Source organism: Streptomyces fungicidicus (genome assembly GCF_003665435.1).
Classification (GTDB): domain Bacteria; phylum Actinomycetota; class Actinomycetes; order Streptomycetales; family Streptomycetaceae; genus Streptomyces; species Streptomyces fungicidicus.
The window spans coordinates 4,388,138-4,409,734 of the sequence record NZ_CP023407.1 but is presented as its reverse complement, the minus strand read 5'-3'; the positions used below and the strand labels follow the sequence as shown (position 1 = coordinate 4,409,734).

Annotated in this window: 18 protein-coding genes; 5 read left to right on the top strand and 13 right to left on the bottom strand. The window is 73.0% G+C overall.

The features are described 5' to 3' along the window. Positions 1-10: 10 nt before the first annotated feature. On the bottom strand, positions 11-1,765 hold the full coding sequence (locus CNQ36_RS20215; protein ID WP_121547041.1) for a serine/threonine-protein kinase: 1,755 nt from the start codon (positions 1,763-1,765) through the stop codon (positions 11-13). Positions 1,766-1,937: 172 nt separating this feature from the next. On the opposite strand from CNQ36_RS20215, the gene CNQ36_RS20210 reads away from it, so the two are divergent. Further along, on the top strand, positions 1,938-2,537 hold the full coding sequence (locus CNQ36_RS20210) for a TetR/AcrR family transcriptional regulator (protein ID WP_121547040.1): 600 nt from the start codon (positions 1,938-1,940) through the stop codon (positions 2,535-2,537). A 24-nt stretch (positions 2,538-2,561) separates the two neighbouring features. On the opposite strand, the gene CNQ36_RS20205 is transcribed toward CNQ36_RS20210, so the two are convergent. Together CNQ36_RS20205 and CNQ36_RS20200 are read right to left on the bottom strand one after the other, a co-directional pair. After that, entirely contained in the window at positions 2,562-4,346 is a 1,785-nt protein-coding gene (locus CNQ36_RS20205; RefSeq protein WP_163013313.1) for a protein kinase domain-containing protein, read from the bottom strand. 142 nt (positions 4,347-4,488) lie between these two features. Continuing rightward, positions 4,489-5,253, bottom strand: coding sequence for a CDP-alcohol phosphatidyltransferase family protein (locus tag CNQ36_RS20200; protein ID WP_121547037.1), 765 nt, complete (start codon positions 5,251-5,253; stop codon positions 4,489-4,491). A gap of 111 nt (positions 5,254-5,364) precedes the next feature. On the opposite strand from CNQ36_RS20200, the gene CNQ36_RS20195 reads away from it, so the two are divergent. Next, the gene (locus CNQ36_RS20195) at positions 5,365-5,823 is read left to right on the top strand and encodes a nucleoside deaminase (protein WP_121547036.1); all 459 of its coding nucleotides are present in this window, start codon (positions 5,365-5,367) and stop codon (positions 5,821-5,823) included. Between the two features lie 9 nt (positions 5,824-5,832). On the opposite strand, the gene CNQ36_RS20190 is transcribed toward CNQ36_RS20195, so the two are convergent. From CNQ36_RS20190 to hemL, 9 genes are all read right to left on the bottom strand, one after another. Further along, positions 5,833-8,091 carry a serine/threonine-protein kinase gene (locus CNQ36_RS20190; protein ID WP_121547035.1) on the bottom strand — a complete coding sequence of 753 codons (2,259 nt, stop codon included), beginning with the start codon at positions 8,089-8,091 and terminating at the stop codon, positions 5,833-5,835. A 44-nt stretch (positions 8,092-8,135) separates the two neighbouring features. Next, complete coding sequence (locus CNQ36_RS20185; protein ID WP_228313022.1) at positions 8,136-10,208, bottom strand: outer membrane protein assembly factor BamB family protein; 2,073 nt, start codon at positions 10,206-10,208, stop codon at positions 8,136-8,138. Between the two features lie 211 nt (positions 10,209-10,419). Beyond that, positions 10,420-11,529 carry a c-type cytochrome biogenesis protein CcsB gene (ccsB, locus tag CNQ36_RS20180; protein ID WP_004927742.1) on the bottom strand — a complete coding sequence of 370 codons (1,110 nt, stop codon included), beginning with the start codon at positions 11,527-11,529 and terminating at the stop codon, positions 10,420-10,422. Continuing rightward, positions 11,526-13,268: a cytochrome c biogenesis protein ResB gene (gene resB / locus CNQ36_RS20175; protein WP_121547033.1), complete on the bottom strand. Its 1,743-nt coding sequence runs from the start codon at positions 13,266-13,268 to the stop codon at positions 11,526-11,528. Before resB ends, ccsB begins: the two co-directional genes overlap by 4 nt. Positions 13,269-13,272: 4 nt before the next feature. After that, positions 13,273-14,046, bottom strand: coding sequence for a cytochrome c biogenesis CcdA family protein (locus tag CNQ36_RS20170; protein WP_004927750.1), 774 nt, complete (start codon positions 14,044-14,046; stop codon positions 13,273-13,275). Between the two features lies 1 nt (position 14,047). After that, on the bottom strand, positions 14,048-14,698 hold the full coding sequence (locus tag CNQ36_RS20165; protein WP_121547032.1) for a TlpA family protein disulfide reductase: 651 nt from the start codon (positions 14,696-14,698) through the stop codon (positions 14,048-14,050). 66 nt (positions 14,699-14,764) lie between these two features. Beyond that, positions 14,765-16,051, bottom strand: coding sequence for a polysaccharide deacetylase family protein (locus CNQ36_RS20160; protein ID WP_121547031.1), 1,287 nt, complete (start codon positions 16,049-16,051; stop codon positions 14,765-14,767). A gap of 169 nt (positions 16,052-16,220) precedes the next feature. Then, positions 16,221-16,868: a histidine phosphatase family protein gene (locus CNQ36_RS20155; protein ID WP_050782617.1), complete on the bottom strand. Its 648-nt coding sequence runs from the start codon at positions 16,866-16,868 to the stop codon at positions 16,221-16,223. Positions 16,869-16,909: 41 nt separating this feature from the next. Next, a complete protein-coding gene (gene hemL / locus CNQ36_RS20150) occupies positions 16,910-18,226 on the bottom strand; it encodes a glutamate-1-semialdehyde 2,1-aminomutase (protein ID WP_121547030.1) in 1,317 nt (438 codons plus the stop codon). Positions 18,227-18,527: 301 nt separating this feature from the next. On the opposite strand from hemL, the gene CNQ36_RS20145 reads away from it, so the two are divergent. After that, positions 18,528-19,136 (top strand): hypothetical protein, encoded by a 609-nt coding sequence (locus tag CNQ36_RS20145; protein WP_176117944.1) that lies wholly within the window; start codon positions 18,528-18,530, stop codon positions 19,134-19,136. 62 nt (positions 19,137-19,198) lie between these two features. Here the strand turns inward: CNQ36_RS20145 and CNQ36_RS20140 are convergent, their stop codons facing one another. Beyond that, complete coding sequence (locus tag CNQ36_RS20140; protein WP_121547029.1) at positions 19,199-19,552, bottom strand: DUF6223 family protein; 354 nt, start codon at positions 19,550-19,552, stop codon at positions 19,199-19,201. 240 nt (positions 19,553-19,792) lie between these two features. On the opposite strand from CNQ36_RS20140, the gene CNQ36_RS20135 reads away from it, so the two are divergent. Together CNQ36_RS20135 and CNQ36_RS20130 are read left to right on the top strand one after the other, a co-directional pair. Beyond that, positions 19,793-20,920 carry a sensor histidine kinase gene (locus CNQ36_RS20135; protein ID WP_121547028.1) on the top strand — a complete coding sequence of 376 codons (1,128 nt, stop codon included), beginning with the start codon at positions 19,793-19,795 and terminating at the stop codon, positions 20,918-20,920. Next, positions 20,917-21,579, top strand: a complete 663-nt coding sequence (locus CNQ36_RS20130; RefSeq protein ID WP_121547027.1) for a response regulator — start codon at positions 20,917-20,919, stop codon at positions 21,577-21,579. Before CNQ36_RS20135 ends, CNQ36_RS20130 begins: the two co-directional genes overlap by 4 nt. Positions 21,580-21,597: the final 18 nt, after the last annotated feature.

Below are 21,597 nucleotides of genomic sequence, written 5' to 3'. Positions count from 1 at the left end.
TCCCCGCGCGTCAGCCCCTGGACCAGCTCTGGGACGCCGTCCCCTCGCACGCCCGCACCATGATCTGGTTGCTCGGCCGCGAGTGCTCCAGACACCTGCCGGTGTTCGTGAGGATCACGGTGCCGCCCGAGCCGAACCGCCATACCTGGGCGCTGTCCGCACCGCAGGACGCGCTGTGCATCGAACCGTAGCCGGACAGGCAGTTGCCGGACTCCCGGTGGACGATCCGGTAGGTGCCGGACGAGACGCTCCGCAGGGTCCAGCCGGCCGCGCCGGCGGCGCAGTCCCCCGCGGAGACGTAGCCGTAGCCGGAGCCCCCTGACGCCGTGAGGCACCGCCCGCTCGATCCGTTGCGCAGGATGATCCCGCCCGTCGACGGGGCCTCGGTCTCCGGTCCCGCGCCGGTGCCCGTGTCCGGGGCGGAGTCGTCCCCGCCGCCGGCACCTCCCGAACCGTCGCCCTTCCCGCCTCCGCCGTCCGTGTCCTTGTCCGCGTCGGCTCCGGCGCCCTCCGCACCGGCTCCGGCGGGCGACTCGGGGGACCCTGATGCTTCCGGCTTCTTCGCTTCCTTCGAGGAGGACGCGCTCGCGGACGGCGACGGCTTGGCGGACCCGCCGGCCGTCCCCGGGTGCGCGTCGGCGGAGGCCGTGACCGACGCGGAGGGGGTGGGCCCGGCCCGGTCGCCGTCGAAGGTGTAGGGCAGGAGCGTGAAGGCGAGGGTGGCGCCCGTCGTGACGACCACGACGGGGACGACGACGGGGACCAGCCGTGTCCGGCGGCCCCGCTTCTCCGGCGCCGGCGGCGTGGGCGCGGACGCCCCGGGTGTCTCCGGTTCCTCCGGCACGGCCGGTGTCCGCTCCGCGAACGCCGCCCGTTCGGCCAGCCGCGCCGTGACCGCCTCCGGCCACAGGGGCGGGGTGAACGGGCCGTGGCGCTCGGCGAGTTCGACCAGTTCGGCGGCGGTGGGCCGGCCCTCGTAGTCCTTGTCGAGGCAGGCGGCGACGACCTCGGCGAGCTCGGGGTCCAGGGCCCGTACGGCGTCGAGGTCGGGCTCCTCGTGCACGATCCGGTACAGCACGCCGTGCCCGGACTCGTCGCCGAAGGGGGGCCGACCGCTCGCCGCGTAGGCGAGGACCGAGCCGAGCGCGAAGACGTCGACGGCCCCGGTCGACCTGCGGGCGCCCGAGGCCTGTTCGGGGGACATGTAGGCGGGCGTGCCCACCACCATGCCGGTGCGGGTGAGCTGGCTCTGCTCGGCGGCGCGGGCCACCCCGAAGTCGATCAGGGTGAGGCCGTCGAGGGTGAGCATGACGTTGGACGGCTTGATGTCCCGGTGCACCATGTCCAGCGCGTGCACCGCGGCGAGCCCGGAAGCGGCCTCGCGCAGCAGCAGCCAGAGGGCGGCGGTGGGCAGCGGACCCTCGTGGGCCTCCAGGGCCTCGCGCAGGGTGAGGCCGGGGACGTAGGCGGTGGCGAACCACGGCGGCCGGGCGGTGCGGTCGCCCGCGAGCAGCGGGGCGGTGGCGTCCTCGGGTAAGCGGGCGAGGTTGTCCAGCTCGTGTCCGAAGCGGCGCAGGAAGTCCCTGTCCTCGGCGACGACCGACGGCAGCAGCTGCTTGACCGCCGCGTACCGCCCCTCGTGCACGCCGAGATAGACGCGGCCCATGCCGCCGGCTCCGAGCCGCCCGATGAGCGGGACCGGTCCGATCCGCCGCGGGTCCTCGTCCTCCAGCGGCTCGGCGCCGCTTCCACCCAGCTCGATCACGCCTGCCCCGTTGTCGTCTCCGTCGTCGCGCCACCGGAGGCGGTCCGCCCGCTCCCCCGCGACGGGCGGACCGCACGTCGGTAGGGGTCAGTCTGAACCAGGCCGGGCTAGGATTGGAAGAGAATTCTAGAAATTCGCTCCAGAAACACCTGGAAGGTACAACGGCCCTGCGATGAGCCCCAAGCAGCACCGCGGCGAGGTCACCGTCGAACAGCTTCTGGACGCGACGCTGCGCGTGTACGGGGAGTCGGGCGAGCAGGGTCTCACCGTCGGCGCGGTGACCGCGGCGAGCGGCGTCAGCCCGGGCAGCCTGTACCACCACTTCGGCAGCATGGACGGCCTGCTGACCGCCCTGCTGATGCGCTGGCTGGAGCGGCTGCTGGTCCGGATGGTCACGGCTCTGGAGCGGTCGGACTCCGCGCGGGCCGGTGTCGAGGCCCTCGTACGGGCCTATCTCGCGTTCATCCGCGACCACCGGGACGCGGGCCTGCTGCTGCACTCCTCCCGCGCCGACGAGCTGGGCATGCGCCAGGCGAAGCAGCTGCGCGACGCCCAGGAGGCCCGGCTCTCCCCGCTGTCCGCCTGGGTGGGCCGGCACATCGAGTCGGGCGAGCTCGCGCCCCTGTCGGTGTCGGTGCTCGAGTCCCTGATCCTGGGGCCGGTCATCGGCGTCAGCCGCCGCTGGCTGACGCTCGGTGACATCGACCTCGACGAGGCGGCGGAGGTCCTGCCGGACCGGATCTGGCGGTCGGTCGCCGCCGGCCCGCGGTGAGCGCGGGCGCAGCGCCGGGGCGGGTCAGCCGACGAGCTTCTTGATCCGGGCGGCGGTGAGCGCCCGGTCGAAGACCCGTACGTCGCGGACGGCGCCGGGGAAGAAGTCGACGGCCCGGCCGCCGTAGGACGCCCGGCCGATGATGAAGGGGCCGGTGCCGGACTTCGGGTTGGTGTCCTCGGCCTCCGCCTCCTGGACGCCGTCGACGTACAGCCGCAGTGTGCCTTCCCGGCCGTCGCAGACTCCGGCGAGGTGGGTCCAGGCGTTCAGGGCGGGCTCGCTGCGGCCGGCGGCGCGCAGGCCGGGGCGGGAGAAGGCCCAGCGGTTCTGGTCGACGGCGTACTGGAGGTAGAAGGCGCTGGCGTCCTCGGCATCCTGGCTGACGGCGGTGGCCCAGTCCTCCGGTGTGGCGGAGAGCCGCACCCAGGCGGTGACGGTGAAACTCCGGCCCTTTCCGGTCTCCAGGACCGGCCCCTCGGTGGCGATCTGGCTTCCCCGCCCGTCGAAGACGGCCCCGCCTCCGCGGGACACCCAGGTGACGCCGGCCGCGGTGCCGTCGTGGCCGCCCGCGGCGTCCCGCGCGACCGTGCCCGAGGTCTCGTCGAGGGGCCAGTGCCCGACGGGCCGGGCGGGCTGGGGAGCGGCGGAGGGCGTGGAGGAGGGGGAGGGCGAGGAGGGCGGCGTGGCCCGGTCCCCGGCGGCGGCAGACCGGTTGAGCCAGAACCCCGCTCCGACGCCGGCCGCGGCGACCGTGCCCGCGCCGAGGAGCAGGAAGGCCCGCCGGCTGCGGCCGCGTTCCCCGCCCGCCCCGCGGCCGGCCGGTTCCGTCCCGGCGTCCGCGGGCTCGGGGGCGGCACCCACCCTGGTGGCCTGGTCGTGGAAGTGCGGCGCCACCATGGTCGCCTGCTGCGGCAGGGCGCCGGGCGCCCCGGCCCGGGTCGGGGACTGGGCGGCGTCGCCCGCCTGCCAGGGGCCGAGGTGCCGCAGGGCCATCGTGTTCTCGCTGCCCAGTGCGGCGACCCGGGCGAGGATCTGGTGCGGGGTCGGGCGGGCGGCCGGGTCCTTGCCGAGGCAGTCGGCGATGAGGGCGCGCAGGTCCGGGTCGGTGACGACATCGATGTCGGGGGTGTTGTGCACCACGCGGTAGAGCAGTGCGGGGGTGGGGCCGTCGCCGAAAGGGTTGGCGCCGGTCGCCGCGAAGGCCAGTACCGCGCCCAGGCAGAAGACGTCGCTGGCCGGGGTGATCGTGTCGCCGTTGACCTGCTCGGGGGACATGAACCCGGGCGAGCCCGCCACGAGGCCGGTGCCGGTGATCGAGTCGGCCTCGACGCTGCGGACGATCCCGAAGTCGATGACGCGGGGCCCGTCGTCGGCGAGCAGCACGTTGGAGGGCTTGAGGTCGCGGTGGACGAGGTGCGCGGCGTGGATCGACACCAGCGCCTCGGCCAGCCCGGCCGCCAGCGCCAGTACCGCCGACGCCTCGAACGGCCCCCGCTCGGCGACCGCCTGTTCCAGCGACGGCCCGGCGATGTAGCTGGTCACCAGCCACGGCAGGGGCGCGTCCGGGTCCGCGTCGACGACCGGAGCGGTGAAGGCGCCGCTGACCTTGCGGGCCGCCTCGACCTCACGCCGGAACCGGTCGCGGAACTCGGGCCGGCGCACCAGTTCGGCGTGCACCACCTTGACCGCGACGAGCCGGCCGCCCGGGGAACGGCCGAGGTAGACCCGGCCCATCCCGCCCGCGCCCAGCCGGCTCAGCAACCGGTACGCCCCGACGGACTGCGGGTCGTCCGGTTCCAGCGCTGACACAAATGCCTCCTGGCGTGCGATCTCGGCCCATGAGGGCAGGCCAAGCATAAAGCCAATCGCACCCGCGTTCGTCGAAGTGCCGGACGGCGTACGGTACTTCGACCACGACGCCCCCTGCGGGACGCGCGGGTCCCGGGGGCGGTCAGCGCAGGCGGGAGGACGAGAGGATGGACAGCAGGTGGGCCGGGACCATCACCCAGGTGATGACGGCGAGTGCGCCCAGCGCCCAGCGGGTCGGTTCGATGCCCCCGGTGACCGTGTCGGCGATCGCGGCGGCGAGGAGGACCAGGGAGGCCTCGATGCCGTTGGTGACCCGGTGGATCTTGAACGCGGCGGCGAGGCGGCGGACCGCGGCCACGCCCTGGGAGCGGGGGCGGGTCGACTCGTCGTCGGCGACGGCCAGGCCGCGACGGGCGCGGGCGACGTCCACCAGGTCGGTGGAGGCCTTGAGCAGGACGACACCGAGGGCGGTGGCGACGCCGGCCGAGAGCCAGCCGCCGACGCCCGACTCGGCGGCGCGGTAGCCGGCGCCCGCCATCAGCGCCGCGTCGGCGAGATACGCGCCGAGGCGGTCGACGTAGATGCCGGCGGCGCTGTTCTGGCCCTTCCAGCGGGCGACTTCGCCGTCCACGCAGTCGAAGAGCAGGAACAGCTGCATGAGGATCACGGCGAGTACCGCGCCGGTCAGTCCGGGGATCATCAGCGCGGCGCCGGACGCCACCCCGCACACCACCATGGTCCAGGTGAGCTGGTCGGGGGTGACGGGGGTGCGCACCAGGTGGCGGGTGGTGCGCAGGGAGATCCTCCGCATGTAGAGCCGGCCGGCCCAGTGTTCGCCGTTGCGGCTTGCCATCTTGGCCTGCGGCTGGCAGACCTCGCGCAGCTCCTCCAGTACCGGAGCACCCATGCCGTTCCTCCCACCAGGGCACAACTGCCGCCCGTGCGGCGGTGATCGGGACAGATTACCGAGCCGGTGCGGCGCACCCGACGCGGGCCGCCGGCAGGGGACACTGGCCCCATGGAACCGATCGACCCGGCCACCGCCCGCGCCTGGCTCGCCACCGCCCTCGCGGAGGCCCGCGCCGGACGGGACGAGGGCGGCATCCCCATCGGCGCCGCGCTGTACGGCGCCGACGGCACCCTGCTCGGCCGCGGCCACAACCGCCGTGTCCAGGACGGCGATCCGTCGGCGCACGCGGAGACCGCGGCGTTCCGCGCGGCGGGCCGGCAGCGGTCGTACGGCGGCACGACGATGGTGACGACGCTCTCCCCGTGCTGGTACTGCTCGGGCCTCGTCCGGCAGTTCGGCATCTCCCGGGTGGTGATCGGCGAGGCGGCCACCTTCCACGGCGGGCACGACTGGCTGGCCGCACACGGCGTGGAGATCGTGCTGCTGGACGACCCCGAGTGTGGCGCCATGATGAGGGACTTCGTCGCGCGTCGTCCCGAGCTGTGGAACGAGGACATCGGGCGGTAGACGGCCGGTTCAGGTGCTGGTGAGGGAGATCCTTCCCGCGTGCAGGCGTCCGTCGCCGCCGTCGAAGTACACCCGGTCGCCGTCGACGGCGGCGGCGGGGTCGCCGGTGGAGAGCCGGGTCTGTGCCGGGGGCCGCCCGGTGCGCAGGTCACGGGCGTACAGCGTGCCGGTGTCGGAGCTGTAGAGCACCGAGCCGTCCCCCGTCGCATGCGGCACGGGTTCGCCCAGGAGTTGTTCCGTCCAGAGGGGTTTGCCGGAGTCGGCGGCGACCGCGTGCACATACCCGGTGTCGTTGAATCCGGTACTGCCGAGGACCACACCGTCGGTGACCACGAGCGAGGGGAACCACTCCACGCTGGGCACGTCCGGCTGGTGGCTCCAGCGCCGGGTGCCTTCCCGGGCGTCGACGGCGTGGAGGACACCGCGGCTGTCACCGGCGTAGACCGTGTCTCCCGACACCTCGATCGCCGTCACTTCGCCCCCGATCTCCTCACCCGTGCGGTACCGCCACAACTGGTCCCCGCTGTCGGCGTCCAGGGCGTAGAAGTAGGTGCCGCCCTTCTCCCACATCCCGCCGTAGAGCACCCCGTCCTCCACCGCGAGCGCGTGGGACAGGCCGTACTCGACCGGCCGGGTCCAGTTCAGCCGTCCGGTGGCGGCGTCCAGCGCCGACACGGCGTAGGTGCCGTAGCGTTCGTCGTCCTCGGGCAGGTCGTACATGGCGTTCACGTAGACGGTTCCCCCGGCCACGACGACCCGCAGGTAGAGGTTGAACTCCGTTCCGGGCGCCGTGTGCGGCCCGGCGCCCACGCTCCACGCCCGCTTGCCGCTGTCCAGGTCGACGGCGTGCACCGTGCCGCTGCTGTCGTAGGCCACCACCAGCCCGTCGCTCACGCCGACGAGGTCCGCCCCGCCGCCCAGTTCGTCGTACGTCCACTCGGTATCGCCGCTGTCGGCGTCCAGCGCGTGCAGGGCGCCGTCCCCGCCCTCGACGACCACCTTGCCGCCAGCGACCACCGGCCTGCCGTTGAACCCCTGTTCGCGGGACCACAGTTCCTGTACCGCCAGCTGTTTCGCGGTGGCCGTGGGACTGCCGGTGCCCCCGGCGCCGCCGCTGCCGCCCGAGGAGCCGGAGAAGGCGCCGGGCAGGAGCAGTGCGGCCGCCACGGCCAGGGTCACGAGGGTGCCCGCCGCGGCGAGGACCGCCGTGCGCCGCCGTAGCGCCGGCCGGCGCAGCCGGGCGGCGAGTGAGGCCCGCTGCGGCGGCGCGCCGAGCCGCGCGGTGGCCACGGCGGTCGGCGCCACGCCCACCGTGACGGTGGGCAGGTCCGGGTCCGCGGGCGCCGCGGCGGGGGCCTCCTCCGGCAGCGGGGCCGCGCGCAGCGCGGTGAGGTCGGCGGCGACCGGCGCGGGCAGCCAGGTGGCGCGGGTGAACGTGCCGTGGGTGCCGTCGGCCTCCTCCCACCGGCCCAGTTCCTCGACGAGTTCCAGGGTCCCGGGCCGCCGCAGCGGGTCCTTGGCCAGGCACCGGGCGACCACCTCTGCGAGCTCGCCGTGAAGGCCCGTCAGATCGGGATCCTCGTGCACCACGCGGTAGTTGACGCCGTGCGCGGGCCCGCCCCCGAACGCGCCGGTCCCGGTGGCCGCGTACGCCAGCAGCGCGCCCAGCGCGAACACGTCGCCGGCGGGCCCCACCGACCGGCCGACCAGCTGCTCGGGCGGGAGGTAGCCGGGGCTGCCGACCACCGCGCCCGTGGTGGTCAGCTTGGTGTCGTCGGCGGCCACCGAGATCCCGAAGTCGATCACCCGGGGGCCGTCGGGCGCCAGCAGCACGTTCGACGGCTTCAGGTCGCGGTGCACCACATCGACCCGGTGGATCGCCTCCAGCGCCTCCGCCAGCCCGGACCCCAGGGCGCGCAGCGACCGCTCGGGCCAGACGCCGTGCGTGGCGACCGCCGTGCCCAGCGGGACGCCCGGCACATGGGCGGTGGCCAGCCACGGCAGGTCCGCGTCCGGATCGGCGTCGACCACGGGAGCGGTGAACGGGCCCGTCACCCGCCGTGCCGCAGCCACCTCCCGCCCGAACCGGGCGCGGAAGGCCGGGTCCTCGGCCAGTTCCTCGTGGACCACCTTCACCGCGGTCGCCCGTCCGCCCGGCGACCTGGCCAGGTACACCCGGCCCATCCCGCCCGCGCCGAGCCTCCCGACGATCCGGTACGGGCCGACCCGCTCGGGGTCCCCCGCCTCCAGCGGCGTGAACGCCTGCACTCCGCCCCTCCTCCCTTGTCGCTGCCCGCCCCGTGCGGTGCCGATCAGGTCGCGGCCCGATAGGCCGTCACTCGGCTGTCGCGCTCGACGTACACGGTGTTTCCGGTGAGCCAGAGGTCCTCGCCGTCGCCCACGATCAGCGCTTCCCGCCACAGGGACTTTCCGCTGCGGGCGTCCAGCGCGGTCAGGTTCCCGTCCGAGTCGTAGGTGAGGACGGTGCCGTCCACGACGGTCAGGGCAGTCACCTCGTCGGCCTTCTGCTTGCGCTGCCACAGGGTCCGGCCGGTGTCCGCGTCGAAGGCGGAGACATAGCCGTCGTTCTCGAAGTACACGGTGCCGTCCACCACTTCGGGCTCACCGGCTCCCCCGCCGAGCCTGCCGTCCCACAGTTCGCCCTCGAAGGTGCGGCGCCACACCTCGTCGCCCGACTTCTCGTCGACGGCGTACAGGGCGCCGTCCTGGGTGCCGAAGTACACCTTGCCGCCCGCCACCACGGGGTCCGTCTCCGCTTCGCTCGCGGCCTGGTGGGTCCACTTCTGCTTGCGCGTACGGGTGTCGACGGCGATCAGCGTTCTCCCGCTGTGCACGAACAGCGTGTCCCCGGTGACGGTGATGTCGCCGTCCGCGTTGACGTCGTACCCGTAGTCCCACAGCTTCTTCCCCGTCTTCGTGTCGAGGACGTAGAAGAACGACGTCATGTGCGCGTAGGCGGCGTCGCCCACGACGACGGGAGAGGCGTGGAAGGAGTCGTCCATGTACCGCCAGCGGTACGCGCCGCTGCCCGCGTCCAGCGCGAACAGGTGGTCGCCGCTGCCGTAGTACAGCAGGCCGCCCGCGAGGCCGGTGATCCGGATGTCGTCGCCCACGGTGTCCCGCAGATACGCGCTGTCCTGACGGATGTCGGCCACCGGGACCTCGCGCCCCCAGCGCTTCCTGCCGTCGGTGATGTCGAGGGCGGTGATCTCGTGGCGCTCCTCGTTCTGGAGGTAGATCATCTCGTCCGAGCGCACGGTCATCCGCTGGCCCTCGGCCAGCGGGCGGGACCAGAGCTCCTCGAGCCGCGGCGGCGTGGACGGCGGGGACTCGTCCCCTCCCGAGGAGATGTTCCACAGCACGGTGCCGGTCACCGTGACGGCCAGTGCGGTCGCCACGGCGAGGGCCGTCCGCAGGCGGCGACGCCCGCGGGCCGGCACGGCGGCGGTCGGGGGCTCCGACGTGCCGTCTCCCGCCCGGGTCAGCGGCGCGGTGGGCACCTCGGCCCGCAGCCGCGCCGCAGAGTCGGCCACCGGGCCGGGCAGCCACCCCGCGGGTTCCGCGCCTCCCAGTTCGTCCAGCAGCGAGGCCACCGACGGCCGCCCGTCCGGGTCCTTCGCCAGGCACCGGGCCACCACCTCGGCGAGTGCGGGCGGCAGGCCCCGCAGATCGGGGTCCTCGTGCACCACCCGGTAGTTGACCGCGTGGGACGCGCCGCCGCCGAACGGGCCGGTGCCCGCGGCCGCGTACGCCAGCACGGCCCCCAGGGCGAACACGTCGCCGGCCGGTCCGGAGCTCTCGTGGCGCAGCTGTTCGGGAGGGATGAAGCCGGGCGTGCCGATCACCGTCCCGGCCTCGGTGAGCGCGGTGTCGCCGGCCGCCGCCGAGATGCCGAAGTCGATCACCCGGGGGCCGTCGGGCGCCAGCAGGACGTTCGACGGTTTCAGGTCGCGGTGCACCAGGCCCGCCGCGTGCACCGCTCCGAGCGCCTCGGCCAGTGCGGCGCCGAGGCCGCGTACCGCCTGCTCCGGCCACACCCCGTGCCGGGCCACCGCGTCCTGGAGGGACGGTCCGGGGACGTACTCCGTGGCCAGCCAGGCCGGGTCGCCCTCCGGGTCGGCGTCGACCACCGCGGCGGTGAAGAAGCCCGTCACCCGCCGGGCCGCCGCCACCTCGCGGACGAAGCGGCGACGGAACCCCTCGTCCCGCAGCAGGGACTCCCGCACCACCTTGACCGCCACCGCCCGCCCGCCGGGCGAGCGGCCCAGGTAGACCCGGCCCATGCCGCCCTGGCCCAGCCTGGCCAGCAGCCGGTACCCGCCGACCCGTACCGGGTCCCCCGCCGTCAACGGCAACGACGCCACCGTTCCGCCCCCTGCCCGCTTTCCGGCCGGTCCGCCGCCTCGGCGGGCCTTCCCTGCACCGGACTCCCGGCACCCTCCCCACGGTTCCCACCGCGCGCGCCCGGCACCACCCGTTCGGCGAACCCTCCCCGGAAACATCACGTCCGCACGACGGCAAAAAGCCGGCCCCCGTGACGCGAGTCGCGGGAACCGGCCTTCGTGGCGGGCGGGGTCAGAAGCCCACGGCCGCCAGCGCGCCCAGGCCGACGTCGGCGTAGGAGTGCTTGCCGGAGACGAAGATGTTGACGCCGTAGTAGTTGAACAGCCAGCACCCGAAGGCGAGCAGGGCCAGGTAGGCGGCCTTGCGGCCCTTCCAGCCGGCGGTGGCGCGGGCGTGCAGGTAGCCGGCGTAGGCGACCCAGGTGATGAAGGACCAGGTCTCCTTGGGGTCCCAGCCCCAGTAGCGGCCCCAGGCGTCGCCCGCCCAGATGGCGCCGGCGATGATCGTGAACGTCCACAGCGGGAACACCGCCGCGTTGACCCGGTAGGCGAACTTGTCCAGCGTGGCGGAGGCGGGCAGCCGCTCCATGACCGAGGTGGCGAAGCTGCCGGGCTTGCCGCCCTTCGCGAGCTTGTTCTCGTACGCGTCCTTGAACAGGTAGAGGATCGTGCCGACCGCGCCGACGTAGAAGACCGCGCCGCACAGGATCGCCGTGGAGACGTGGATGTAGAGCCAGTACGAGTGCAGGGCGGGGACCAGCTGGTCGCTCTCGGTGTAGAGCCAGGTGACGGCCACGCCGAGGTCGAGCAGGACCGTGGTGGTGAGGAACAGGCCGAGCCAGCGGACGTTCTTCCGCAGCGCCAGCAGGATCAGGTAGACGCCGACCGCGGTGGTGGAGAAGGTGATGTTGAACTCGTACATGTTGCCCCACGGCGCCCGCTCCACGGACAGCGCGCGGGTGAGCACGCCGCCGAGGGAGAGCAGGAACGCGAGCACGGTGAGGGAGATGGCGATGCGGCCGTAGAGGTCGCCCTTCTCGTCACCGCCGTGCGCCCCGGGCCCGTCGGGCACGTCCCGCGATCCGCTCGCGGCGCGCACGACGACCTTCGGCCGTTCCAGCACGGCGGTGCCGCCGCCCTGCTTCACGGTGACGGCCGGCGCCTTCTTCGCCTGCGTGCCCGGAGTGAGGGCGGAGGCGGTGCGGGCGACCTTGCTGCGGCTGCCGAAGGTCCACTCCGCGATGTACGCGAAGAAGGCGAGGGTGTAGACCGCCATCGCGGAGTAGATCAGCACGTTGCTGATCTCCGCGAGGTTCTCGTTGGTCGCGGCGGCGAGAATCACGGCTTTTCAGCCCCTTCGGAAGGTACGGCTTCGGGATCGGGGTCAGGATCGAGGTCGGTGGAGTCGGACGGGTCCGGGGCGGGGTCGGGGGCGCCCGGCGCCCGGTCGTACAGGATCCCGGCGAGGTCGCCGAGCTCCTCGGGAACCTTCGCGGACTCGCTGCGGCCGAGGCCGGCCATCTCGACGACGGTGACGCCGTCGGGGCCCTCGACCGCGCGCACCCACACGCGGCGGCGCTGGATGAACAGGGAGCCGGCGAGACCGGCGATCGCGACGACGGCACCGCCGAGGGCCCAGCCGCCGCCCGGCTCCTGGACGACCTGGAAGCCGGCCCACTCCTTGACGTCCTTCTCGAAGGTGACCGAGCCGGCGCCGTCCGGGAGCGTCATGGTCTCGCCGGGCGTGAGCAGCTTCTTGAACAGCTCGCCCTCGGAGTCCTTGAACTCCTTCATCTTGGTCTTGTCCATCTGGTACACGCTCTGCGGAATGCCGGAGTCGGCCTTCAGGTCGCCGTGGTAGGCGGACAGGGCGAGCACCGGATAGTCCAGCGCGGGGAACTGGGAGAGCATCGTGCCGCTCTCCGAGCCGCCGAAGGTCGGCACGAAGAAGGCGTTGAAGCCGAGCTGTTCCTTCTTCCCTTCCGGGTTGCGGTAGCCGTCGAGGACCTTGACCACGCCGGAGGAGGTGACGTTGGCGTCGAGCGGCAGCAGCGGCACCGCGTCCTGGAAGACGATCTCGCCCTTGCCGTCGCGGACGGTCACGACGGGCGCGTAGCCGTGGCTGACCAGGTAGACCTTGGCGTCGCCGAGTTCCAGCGGCTTGTTCACCTTGACGAAGGCCGTCTTCTCGTCGCCGTCGGCCCCTTCGGTGTAGGTGACCTCCGACTGGTACGTGCGCGGGGTGCCCTTGTTGGGGCCGGTGCGCTCGTAGGTGCCGGTGAACTCCTTGACGTCGAAGCTGAACGGCTCCAGGTCGTCGTTGGTGAAGAGGTTGCCGGACTTGAAGTCGTCGTACTGGGTGAGCGTGTTGGAGAAGCCGTCGCCCTCGACGATCAGCTTGTTGCCCTCGGACTTGAACAGCTGACCCCAGGCGAAGGCGATCAGCATCACGATCAGCGCGATGTGGAAGAGCAGGTTGCCGGCCTCGCGCAGATAGCCCTTCTCGGCGGCGACGGCGTCACCGACGACATGGGCGCGGAAGCGGCGCTTCTTCAGCAGGGCGAGCGCGGCCTCGCGGACCTCCTCGGGCGGTGTCCCGGTGCGCCACGTGGTGTGGGCGGGCAGCCGGGTCAGCCGGCGGGGCGCGCCCGGCGGGCGGCCGCGCAGCTGGCCCACGAACTGCCAGGTGCGGGGCAGGATGCAGCCGATGAGCGAGATGAACAGCAGGATGTAGATCGCGGAGAACCACACCGAGCTGTACACGTGGAACAGGCCGAGCTTGTCGTAGACCGGCGCGAGGACGTCGTGCCGCTCGCGGAAGTCGGCGACCTTCGTCTCGTCGACGCCGGTCTGCGGGATGAGCGAGCCGGGGATCGCGGCGAGCGACAGCAGCAGGAGCAGCAGCAGCGCGACCCGCATGGAGGTGAGCTGCCGCCAGAACCAGCGGGCCCAGCCGATGACGCCCAGGGCGGGCAGGTGGGGCGCGTCCTCGGTGGGGGCGGTGGACAGCTGGGAGCCGGCGGCGCCGAGGTCCTGGTCGTCGGCGGCCGTCGAGGCGCCGTCGGTTGTCGTCTTGCTCATCGGGTCAGATCCCCACAGTGAAGCCGTTGGACCAGGTCTGCATCTCCGCCACGAGGCTGTTCCACGCGCCGGTCAGCAGGAGCACGCCGGTCACGATCATCATCGTGCCGCCGATGCGCAGCACCCAGACGTAGTGCCGCTTGACCCAGCCGAAGGCACCGAGCGCCTTGCGGAAGGCCACGGCGGCGAGCACGAAGGGCACACCCAGCCCCAGACAGTACGCGACGGTCAGTATGGCGCCGCGTCCGGCGCTCTCCTGCTGCGCGGACAGGGTGAGCACGGAGGCGAGGGTGGGGCCGATGCAGGGGGTCCAGCCGATGCCGAACAGGGCGCCGAGGACGGGCGCGCCGAGCAGCCCGGTCGTCGGGCGCTTGTGGAAGCGGAACTCGCGCTGGGTCAGCCAGGGCATCAGGCCCATGAAGAAGACGCCCATGAGGATCATGAAGACGCCGAGCACCTTGGACAGGACGCCCGACTGCTCCTGCAGGGTCTGCCCGAAGTAGCCGAAGAAGGCGCCGCCGGAGACGAACACGGCGGTGAAGCCGAGGACGAACAGGGAGGCGCCGGCGACCATGCGGCCGCGCCGGGCCTCGGCCAGGTCGGTGCCGGAGACTCCGGTGACGTAGGAGAGGTAGCCGGGGACCAGCGGGAGCACGCAGGGCGAGAAGAAGGAGACGAGCCCGCCGAGCAGCGCGATGGGCAGGGCGACCAGCAGGGCGCCGTTGAGCACCGTGCCGTTGTAGCCCGTCTCGGCGGCGAGCGTGTGCAGGGCCGTCACGTCACTTCTCCGCGACGACCGGCTCGAGCATCTTCAGCAGGCGCTTCTCGTCGAGTGCCGTCAGCGAGCGGGCCGCGATCTTCCCTTCCCGGTCCAGGACCAGGGTCGAGGGAACGGCCTGCGGGTTGAGGGTGCCCTTCTCGAAGCGGAGCATCAGCTTGCCCGTGGGGTCGTACAGGCTCGGGTAGGGGATGCCGAAGTCCTTCTCGAAGGCGAGGGCCGAGGTGGTGCTGCCGTCCCGGGTGTTGATGCCGACGAACTGCACGTCCTTGTCGGCGTACGCCTTGGACACCTTGGCGAAGTACTTGGCCTCCGCGCGGCACGGGTTGCACCAGGAGCCCCAGATGTTGAGGACGACGACCTTGCCCTTGTAGTCGGCGACGTCGAGCTGCTTGCCGTCGATCGTCTCCCCGGACAGCTCGGGCGCGGTGGCGCGCTCGCCCTTGGCCGCGGTGGAGATGCCGTCGGTGCCGACGACGAAGTTGGTGTCGCCGCCCCCGCCGGAGGTTCCGCCGGAACCGCACGCGGAGACGAGCAGCGCGGCCGCGGCGGCACCGGCGGCCAGGACGGCGCGACGGTGGACGCGCAGGGCGCGGTGCGAGCTGTGCGGGGCTCGGTTCGAGCGCTGGGGGGCGCGGCTGGCGGCACTCATGTGAAAAGTTTCGCATGCCCGTTCCGGGGATCTTGAGCACCCCCCGCGCGGGCGGAAACCCGCATATCAGGCGGCGTCGCCGGCGCCCGTCCCGGAGGTGGCGGAGCCCTTGGCGGAGTCCTTGCCGAAGGCCTTCCAGCCACCGGCCGGTTCCTGCCCCACGTCCAGGGTGCGGAGTTGCTCCAGGACCTCCGGCCGCTGCACGTCCAGCCAGTCGGCGAACTGCCGGAAGGAGACGAGCCTCACGTCGCCGCCCTTCTCCTTCTCCCGCGCGATGTGCGTCAGCGCCTGCTCCACGGCGTCCATGTAGATGCCGCCGTTCCACTGCTCGAAGTGGTTGCCGACGAAGAAGGGCGCGCGATTCGTCTCGTATGCCCGCTTGAAGCCGGATATGTACGCCTGCGCCGCCTGCCGCCGCCAGGCCGGGTGGTTGTGGGCGGGCGCGTTGGTCGAGTTGACCGACTGGTTGGCGAGCATGTTGTAGTCCATCGACAGGACCTCGAACGAGCGGCCGGGGAACGGTATCTGCTGGAGCGGAAGGTCCCATATGCCCTGCTTCTTCGACGGCCAGACCTGGCGGCCGCCGGGCGAGGAGGCGTCGTAGCGCCAGCCGAGGGCGCGGGCGGTGGGCAGCAGCCTGTCCTGGCCGAGCAGACAGGGCGTACGGCCGCCGACCAGCTCCTTGTCGTAGTCGAACGGCAGCGGCTCCAGGTCGGTCCAGCCGGAGTTGGTCCGCCACTCCTTGACGAAGGACTTCGCCTGGTCGATCTCGCTGCGCCACTGCCGGGGCGTCCAGTTGCCGACGCTGCCGGAGCCGCCGCAGAAGTGGCCGTTGAAGTGGGTGCCGATCTCGTGGCCCTCGAGCCAGGCGCGGCGGACGTTCTTCAGGGTCGCCCTGACGTGGCCGTCGGTGAGGTAGCCGATGTCCGAGGCGCCGCGCGGGTTGTTCGGCGGGTCGTAGAGCCGCTTCTTCGACTCGGGCAGCAGATACAGGCCCGAGAGGAAGAAGGTCATGGACGCGCCGTGCTCCTTGGCGAGGTCCAGGAAGCGCGGGAAGAGCCCGTTGCCGACCTCACCGGCCCCGTCCCAGGAGAAGACGACGAACTGCGGGGGCGTCTGACCCGGCTCCAGCGGCACCGGTTTCGCGGGCTGGTGGGGCTGCGCGCCGGTGAAGGAGGTGGAGCCGTCGCCGATCGGGCGGGCGGTCCTGGTCGGCTCGGGCTCCGGCGTCCGGGAGCGGCTCTCGCCGCCGGGCCGGGAACCGCCGGCGCCGCCGGTCCCGTCCGAACCCTTGTGGCCGCCGCAGCCGGTCAGCGAGACTGCGGCCGCGGCTCCCGCCCCGAGCCCGAGCATTCCCCTGCGGGTGAGACTGCGCATGGCAACCCCGTTCGTCACGTCCTCTGGTGGTCACCCATTCAGAGGACGTGACGAAGCGGGAGGTTCCCGTCGAATGCGAAGGTTTCGCAACGGAGTTCGAAGGACGGCCGCCTGGGGGCCACCTCCGCGGCCTCTTCGCGGGGCCCTACGCCCCGAAGGCCTTGCTCTTCCCCTTCACCGGCTTCGCGCCCGCGAGCAGGTGCGCCGGGACGAGGTCACGGGCCGGCTCGCTGTAGCCGACGGAGACGATCCTGTCGCCCCGGTAGGTGAACGTGGTCAGCGAGGCGAGGGTGCACTGCCGCTTGCGCGGGTCGTGCCACAGCCGCCGCTTCTCGATGTAGGACCGCACGATCCAGATCGGCAGCTGGTGGCTGACCAGCACCGCCTCGTGTCCGCGCGCCGCGTCCTTGGCCGCGTCCAGCGCGCCCCGCATGCGGATGACCTGCTCGACGTACGGCTCGCCCCAGGACGGCTTGAACGGGTTGACGACGTGCTTCCAGTTGGCCGGGCGGCGCAGCGCGCCGTCGCCGATGCCGAAGGTCTTGCCCTGGAAGACGTTCTCGGCCTCGATCAGCCGCGCGTCGGTGGCGATGTCCAGGCCGTGCGCCTTGGCGATCGGCTCAGCCGTCTCCTGGGCGCGCTCCAGCGGCGAGGCGCAGACGTGGACGACGTCACGGGAGGCGAGGTGCTCCCCGACCCGGTCGGCCATGCGCCGGCCCAGCTCGGAGAGGTGGTAGCCGGCGAGCCTGCCGTAGAGCACCCCGTCCGGGTTCTCGACCTCGCCGTGCCGCATCAGGTGGACGACGGTGACGTCGTCGTCGTGGGTCGGGGTGCTCACGCGGTCGCCTCCGCTGCCGCTCGGGCCGCCGCCGGGAGGGCGTCGGCGATGCGCTGGACGGCCTGCTCGTCGTGCGCGGTGGACACGAACCACGACTCGAACGACGACGGCGGCAGGTAGACGCCGTCGGCGAGGAGGGAGTGGAAGAAGGCGGTGAAGCGGAACGACTCCTGCGCCTTGGCGTCCTCGTAGTCGCGCACCGGCCGGTCGGTGAAGAAGACCGAAAACATGTTGGAGGCGTTCTGCAGCGTGTGCGCGACGCCCTCCTTGCCCAGCGCCTCGGTGACGAGGGACTGGATCTGCGCCGAGACGGCGTCCACCTTCTCGTACGCGGCGTCGTCGAGCAGCCGCAGCTGGGCGAGCCCGGCGGCGGTGGCGACGGGATTGCCGGAGAGGGTGCCGGCCTGGTAGACGGGCCCGGCCGGGGCGAGGTGACCCATGACGTCGGCGCGCCCGCCGAAGGCCGCGGCCGGGAAACCGCCGCCCATCACCTTCCCGAAGGTCATCAGGTCGGGGCGGACGCCGTCGACGCCGTACCAGCCGGCGCGGCTGGTCCTGAAGCCGGTCATGACCTCGTCGGAGATGTACAGCGCGCCGTTCGCGGCGCAGGCGTCCTTCAGCCCCTGGTTGAACCCGGGCAGCGGCGGCACGACGCCCATGTTGCCCGGCGACGCCTCGGTGATCACACAGGCGATCTCGCCGGGGTGCGCGGCGAACGCGGCGTGCACCGCGTCGAGGTCGTTGTACGGCAGCACGATCGTGTCGCCGGCCTGGGCACCGGTGACGCCCGGCGTGTCGGGCAGCGCGAAGGTGGCGACGCCGGAGCCGGCGGACGCGAGCAGCGAGTCGACGTGCCCGTGGTAGCAGCCGGCGAACTTGACGACCTTGGTGCGCCGCGTGAACCCGCGGGCCAGCCGGATCGCCGACATGGTGGCCTCGGTCCCGCTGGAGACCAGCCGCACCTGCTCCAGCGGCTCGATCCGGGCGACCATCTCCTCGGCGAGCGCGACCTCGCCCTCACCGGGCGTGCCGAAGGACGTACCGCGCGCGACGGCCTCCTGCACGGCGGCGATCACCTCGGGGTGCGCGTGTCCGAGGATCATCGGGCCCCACGAGCAGACGAGGTCGACGTACTCGCGCCCGTCGGCGTCGGTCAGATAGGGACCGGTTCCGGACACCATGAACCGGGGCGTGCCGCCGACGGCGCGGAAGGCGCGCACCGGCGAGTTCACGCCGCCGGGCGTGACGGCCGAGGCACGGTCGAACAGCGCCTGCGAGGCTCGGGCTTCGTATGAATATGGCAGTTCGCTCATGACCTGCGGCTTCTCCGACCTTCTCCGACATTCCGGGGGCTTCCCGGCTCCGGGTGCGTATGACGTGTCCAGGGTAGGCCAGGGGCGGCCTTCGGCATCCGGCCCCCGATCGGCCGTGATCTGCGAAACTTACGATTGATACACACAGCTCACACGGCCGGGGCGGCCGGAGGCTGCGAAGCTCCCGCGGGCAGATGTTTCACCGCACGTTTCGGCGGGCGGCCGTGGGGGAGGTCACTGACACGATGATCGGGTTGCGCGGCGGGGGCCACGCGTCCTAGAAAAGCAGTCGGGTGGAGATATGCATCGCGGTGGCGGACTGGGCGAGGGGACTGACGACCTGGGTCCTCGACGTGCCCGGCGGGGAAGGCACCGACGCGAGGCGGAGGACCCCGAGGAGACGCGCCGGACACGCGGCGAACCGGAGCGGACGGGCCCCCTGAGAGGGGCGGGGAGCGGGAATGGTGGTCGGGTGGGGGTGACGTACAAGTACTTCGGCGCGCCGGACGGCGCCACGGCGGCCCGGGTCCCGATCTCCATGCGCCCCGAGGAACTCGGCGGCGACGAGCTCGGCATGAACGGCATGTTCACCAAGATCAAGCCGGAGACCATGGCCGCGATGGTCCTCACGGGCATCGAGGGCGTCCCCCTGCACAAGGTCCCGCCGCTGGAACTGGTCGTGCTGCACCCCGACTACGCGGTCGTGAAGCTCCCTATGACGGTCGTCGACCCGCTGCGCGGCATAGGCGAGGAGGCCGTCGGCGCGGCGGCGTTCATCTGGTCCACGGTCCCGGACCGCGGCGGCCCGCGCGACGCGTTCAACGTGTACCAACTGCTGCACGAGTGGCAGGACTTCAGCCACCGGCTGCACGAGGCGGGTCATCAGCCTTACTGCCTGGTGTGGCCCTGAGCCGACGTTCCACCGGCAGCGGGCGGGGCCGAGGGCCCCGCCCTTCTCCGTGCCGGCCGGCGTCAGCGGTCCGTGCCGCGGCAGCGGTTCAGCGTCCGGCGGCCGAGCAGCACGGCGCCCAGCCCCAGCGGGATGGCCACCAGTGCGCCGACCAGTCCGTTGCCGGTGCCGGGACCGCCGCTGGTGGTGGCCGCGTGCAGCACGGCGAGGACGGTGCCGAGCGCTGAGATCGCGATGGCGGCGAGCCCGCCGGTGCGCGCGTTGCCGCCGCCGGTTCGGCCGCCCGCCCGGGCGAGGGACGGCCAGCCGACGGCCAGGCCGAGCGCCGCCACTGCGAGGGCCAGGTTGGCGCCGGTCCGCCCGTCGCCGATGATCCCGCCCTCGGCGGCCGCCGCCAGCACTGCTGAAGCACTCATCTCGCTCTTCTCCTTCGCCGTCGCCGATTCCGTCGCTGCTGCGGGGTTCGGTGTGCGTCGAGCATGCGCGCCCGCCTCCCGGGCGGTCGTCCGGCAGGCGCGGGCACTTTCCGCTGCCGCCCCCGTGGGATCCGGATACCGCGGACGCGGCAGACGGCACGGCGGTACCGCGCACGCGGTAGCCGGCCGCTCCTCCCCGAACCCGATTCGCGCACCACCGCGTCCGGCTACGGTGCGCCCATGGACACAGGGCGGCCGGCTCTCCTGGCCGGGGTCACCGACTGGACGATCGCCGCGGGAGTGACGGCGTTGCTGCTGGGCAGCGGGCTGTCCGGGCCGCATCCGGACGGAGGCCGCGAGCTGCTCGGCGCCGCGCTGCTGGCGGCCGGCGGGCTGGTGCTGGCCGCGCGCCGCCGGGCACCGCTCGTGGTACTGGCGGTCACCGGGCTGTGCGCGGCGGGCCACCAGGCGGCCGGGTTCGAACTGCTCGCCGTCTCCTACCTGGTGGCGGTCTACGGCGCGGTACGCGCCGGCCACCGTACCGTCGCGCTGGCCGCCTCCGCGGTGCTGCTGGCCGTGCTCCACCTCGTCGCCCTGGTGACCCGGGAGGGGCCCGCGCGCGACGTCGTGACGCAGGCCCGGAGCACCCTCGAAATCGCCTGGCTGATCGCCGCGTTCGCCGCCGGGGAGGCGGTGCGGCAGGCCGAGCGGCGGGCAGAGGAGGCCGAGCGCACCCGCGAGAAGACCGCGCGGCGGCGGGCCGACGAGGAGCGGCTGCGCATCGCGCGGGAGCTGCACGACTCGCTCACCCATCAGATCTCGGTCGTCAAGGTGCAGTCCGAGGTCGCCGTCCACGTCGCCCGGCGGCGCGGCGAGCGGGTGCCGGAGGCCCTGCTGGCGATCCAGGAAGCCGCCCGGGAGGCGAGCCGGGAACTGCGCGCGACCCTCGAGGCGCTGCGTGACGACGACACCACCCCGCCGTACGGACTCGACCACATTCCGCACCTCGTGAAACGGTTCCGGACGACGGGCCTGGAGGCGACCCTGACGATCGAGGGGCATCCGCGCGCCGTGCCGGCCGCGGTGGGCCGCACCGCCTACCGGATCGTCCAGGAGTCGCTCACCAACGCCGCCCGGCACGCCTCCGCCACCACCGCCTCGGTGGTGATCGACCACCGGCCGGACGCCCTCGCCGTCCGCGTCGACGACGACGGAAGGACCTCCCCGGACACCGTGCCGGCACCCGGCATCGGGCTCCTCGGGATGCGGGAACGCGTCACGGCCCTGGGCGGCCGGCTGCACACCGGGCCGCGCGGCACGGGCGGCTTCACCGTCCAGGCCGAACTTCCCACGAACGGAGCGTCGTGATCCGTGTCCTGCTGGCCGACGACCAGCCGCTCATCCGCAGCGGCTTCCGCGCGCTGCTCGACCTCGAGGACGACATCGAGGTGGTGGCCGAGGCCGCCGACGGCGGCGAGTGCCTGGCGCTCGCCGGGAAGCACCTGCCCGATGTGGCGCTCGTCGACATCCGGATGCCCGTCATGGACGGCATCGAGGCGACCCGGCGCATGGCCGCGGACCCGTCGCTGGCCGGTGTGCACGTCGTCATGCTGACCAACTACGGCATGGACGAGTACGTCTTCCACGCGCTGCGGGCCGGCGCCGCCGGCTTCCTCGTCAAGGACGTCCTCCCGGAGGACTTCCTGCACGCCGTGCGCGTCGCCGCCCGCGGTGAAGCCCTCCTCGCGCCCGCCATCACCCGCAGGCTCATCGACCGGTACGTCTCCCAGCCGCCGCCCTCCCGTGCCGGCGGCGCGCTGGAGGAGCTGACCGGCCGCGAACGCGAGGCGGTCGCCCTGGCGGCGCGGGGCCTGTCCAACGACGAGATCGCCGACCGCATGGTCATCAGCCCGGCGACCGCCAAGACCCACCTCAACCGGGCCATGACCAAGCTCCACGCCCGAGACCGCGCCCAGCTCGTGATCCTCGCCTACGAGTCCGGCCTGGTGACCCCGCGCAACCGCTGACCCGCGCCGTCGGCCGGC

What these genes read in the sequence shown, in the direction of transcription:
- CNQ36_RS20210 (WP_121547040.1), top strand. Translation starts at nt 1,938, where the DNA reads ATGAGCCCCAAGCAGCACCGCGGCGAGGTCACCGTCGAACAGCTTCTG.
- CNQ36_RS20200 (WP_121547037.1), bottom strand. Translation starts at nt 5,253, where the DNA reads ATGGGTGCTCCGGTACTGGAGGAGCTGCGCGAGGTCTGCCAGCCGCAG.
- CNQ36_RS20195 (WP_121547036.1), top strand. Translation starts at nt 5,365, where the DNA reads ATGGAACCGATCGACCCGGCCACCGCCCGCGCCTGGCTCGCCACCGCC.
- resB (WP_121547033.1), bottom strand. Translation starts at nt 13,268, where the DNA reads ATGAGCAAGACGACAACCGACGGCGCCTCGACGGCCGCCGACGACCAG.
- CNQ36_RS20165 (WP_121547032.1), bottom strand. Translation starts at nt 14,698, where the DNA reads ATGAGTGCCGCCAGCCGCGCCCCCCAGCGCTCGAACCGAGCCCCGCAC.
- CNQ36_RS20160 (WP_121547031.1), bottom strand. Translation starts at nt 16,051, where the DNA reads ATGCTCGGGCTCGGGGCGGGAGCCGCGGCCGCAGTCTCGCTGACCGGC.
- CNQ36_RS20155 (WP_050782617.1), bottom strand. Translation starts at nt 16,868, where the DNA reads ATGCGGCACGGCGAGGTCGAGAACCCGGACGGGGTGCTCTACGGCAGG.
- hemL (WP_121547030.1), bottom strand. Translation starts at nt 18,226, where the DNA reads ATGAGCGAACTGCCATATTCATACGAAGCCCGAGCCTCGCAGGCGCTG.
- CNQ36_RS20145 (WP_176117944.1), top strand. Translation starts at nt 18,528, where the DNA reads ATGCATCGCGGTGGCGGACTGGGCGAGGGGACTGACGACCTGGGTCCT.
- CNQ36_RS20140 (WP_121547029.1), bottom strand. Translation starts at nt 19,552, where the DNA reads ATGAGTGCTTCAGCAGTGCTGGCGGCGGCCGCCGAGGGCGGGATCATC.
- CNQ36_RS20135 (WP_121547028.1), top strand. Translation starts at nt 19,793, where the DNA reads ATGGACACAGGGCGGCCGGCTCTCCTGGCCGGGGTCACCGACTGGACG.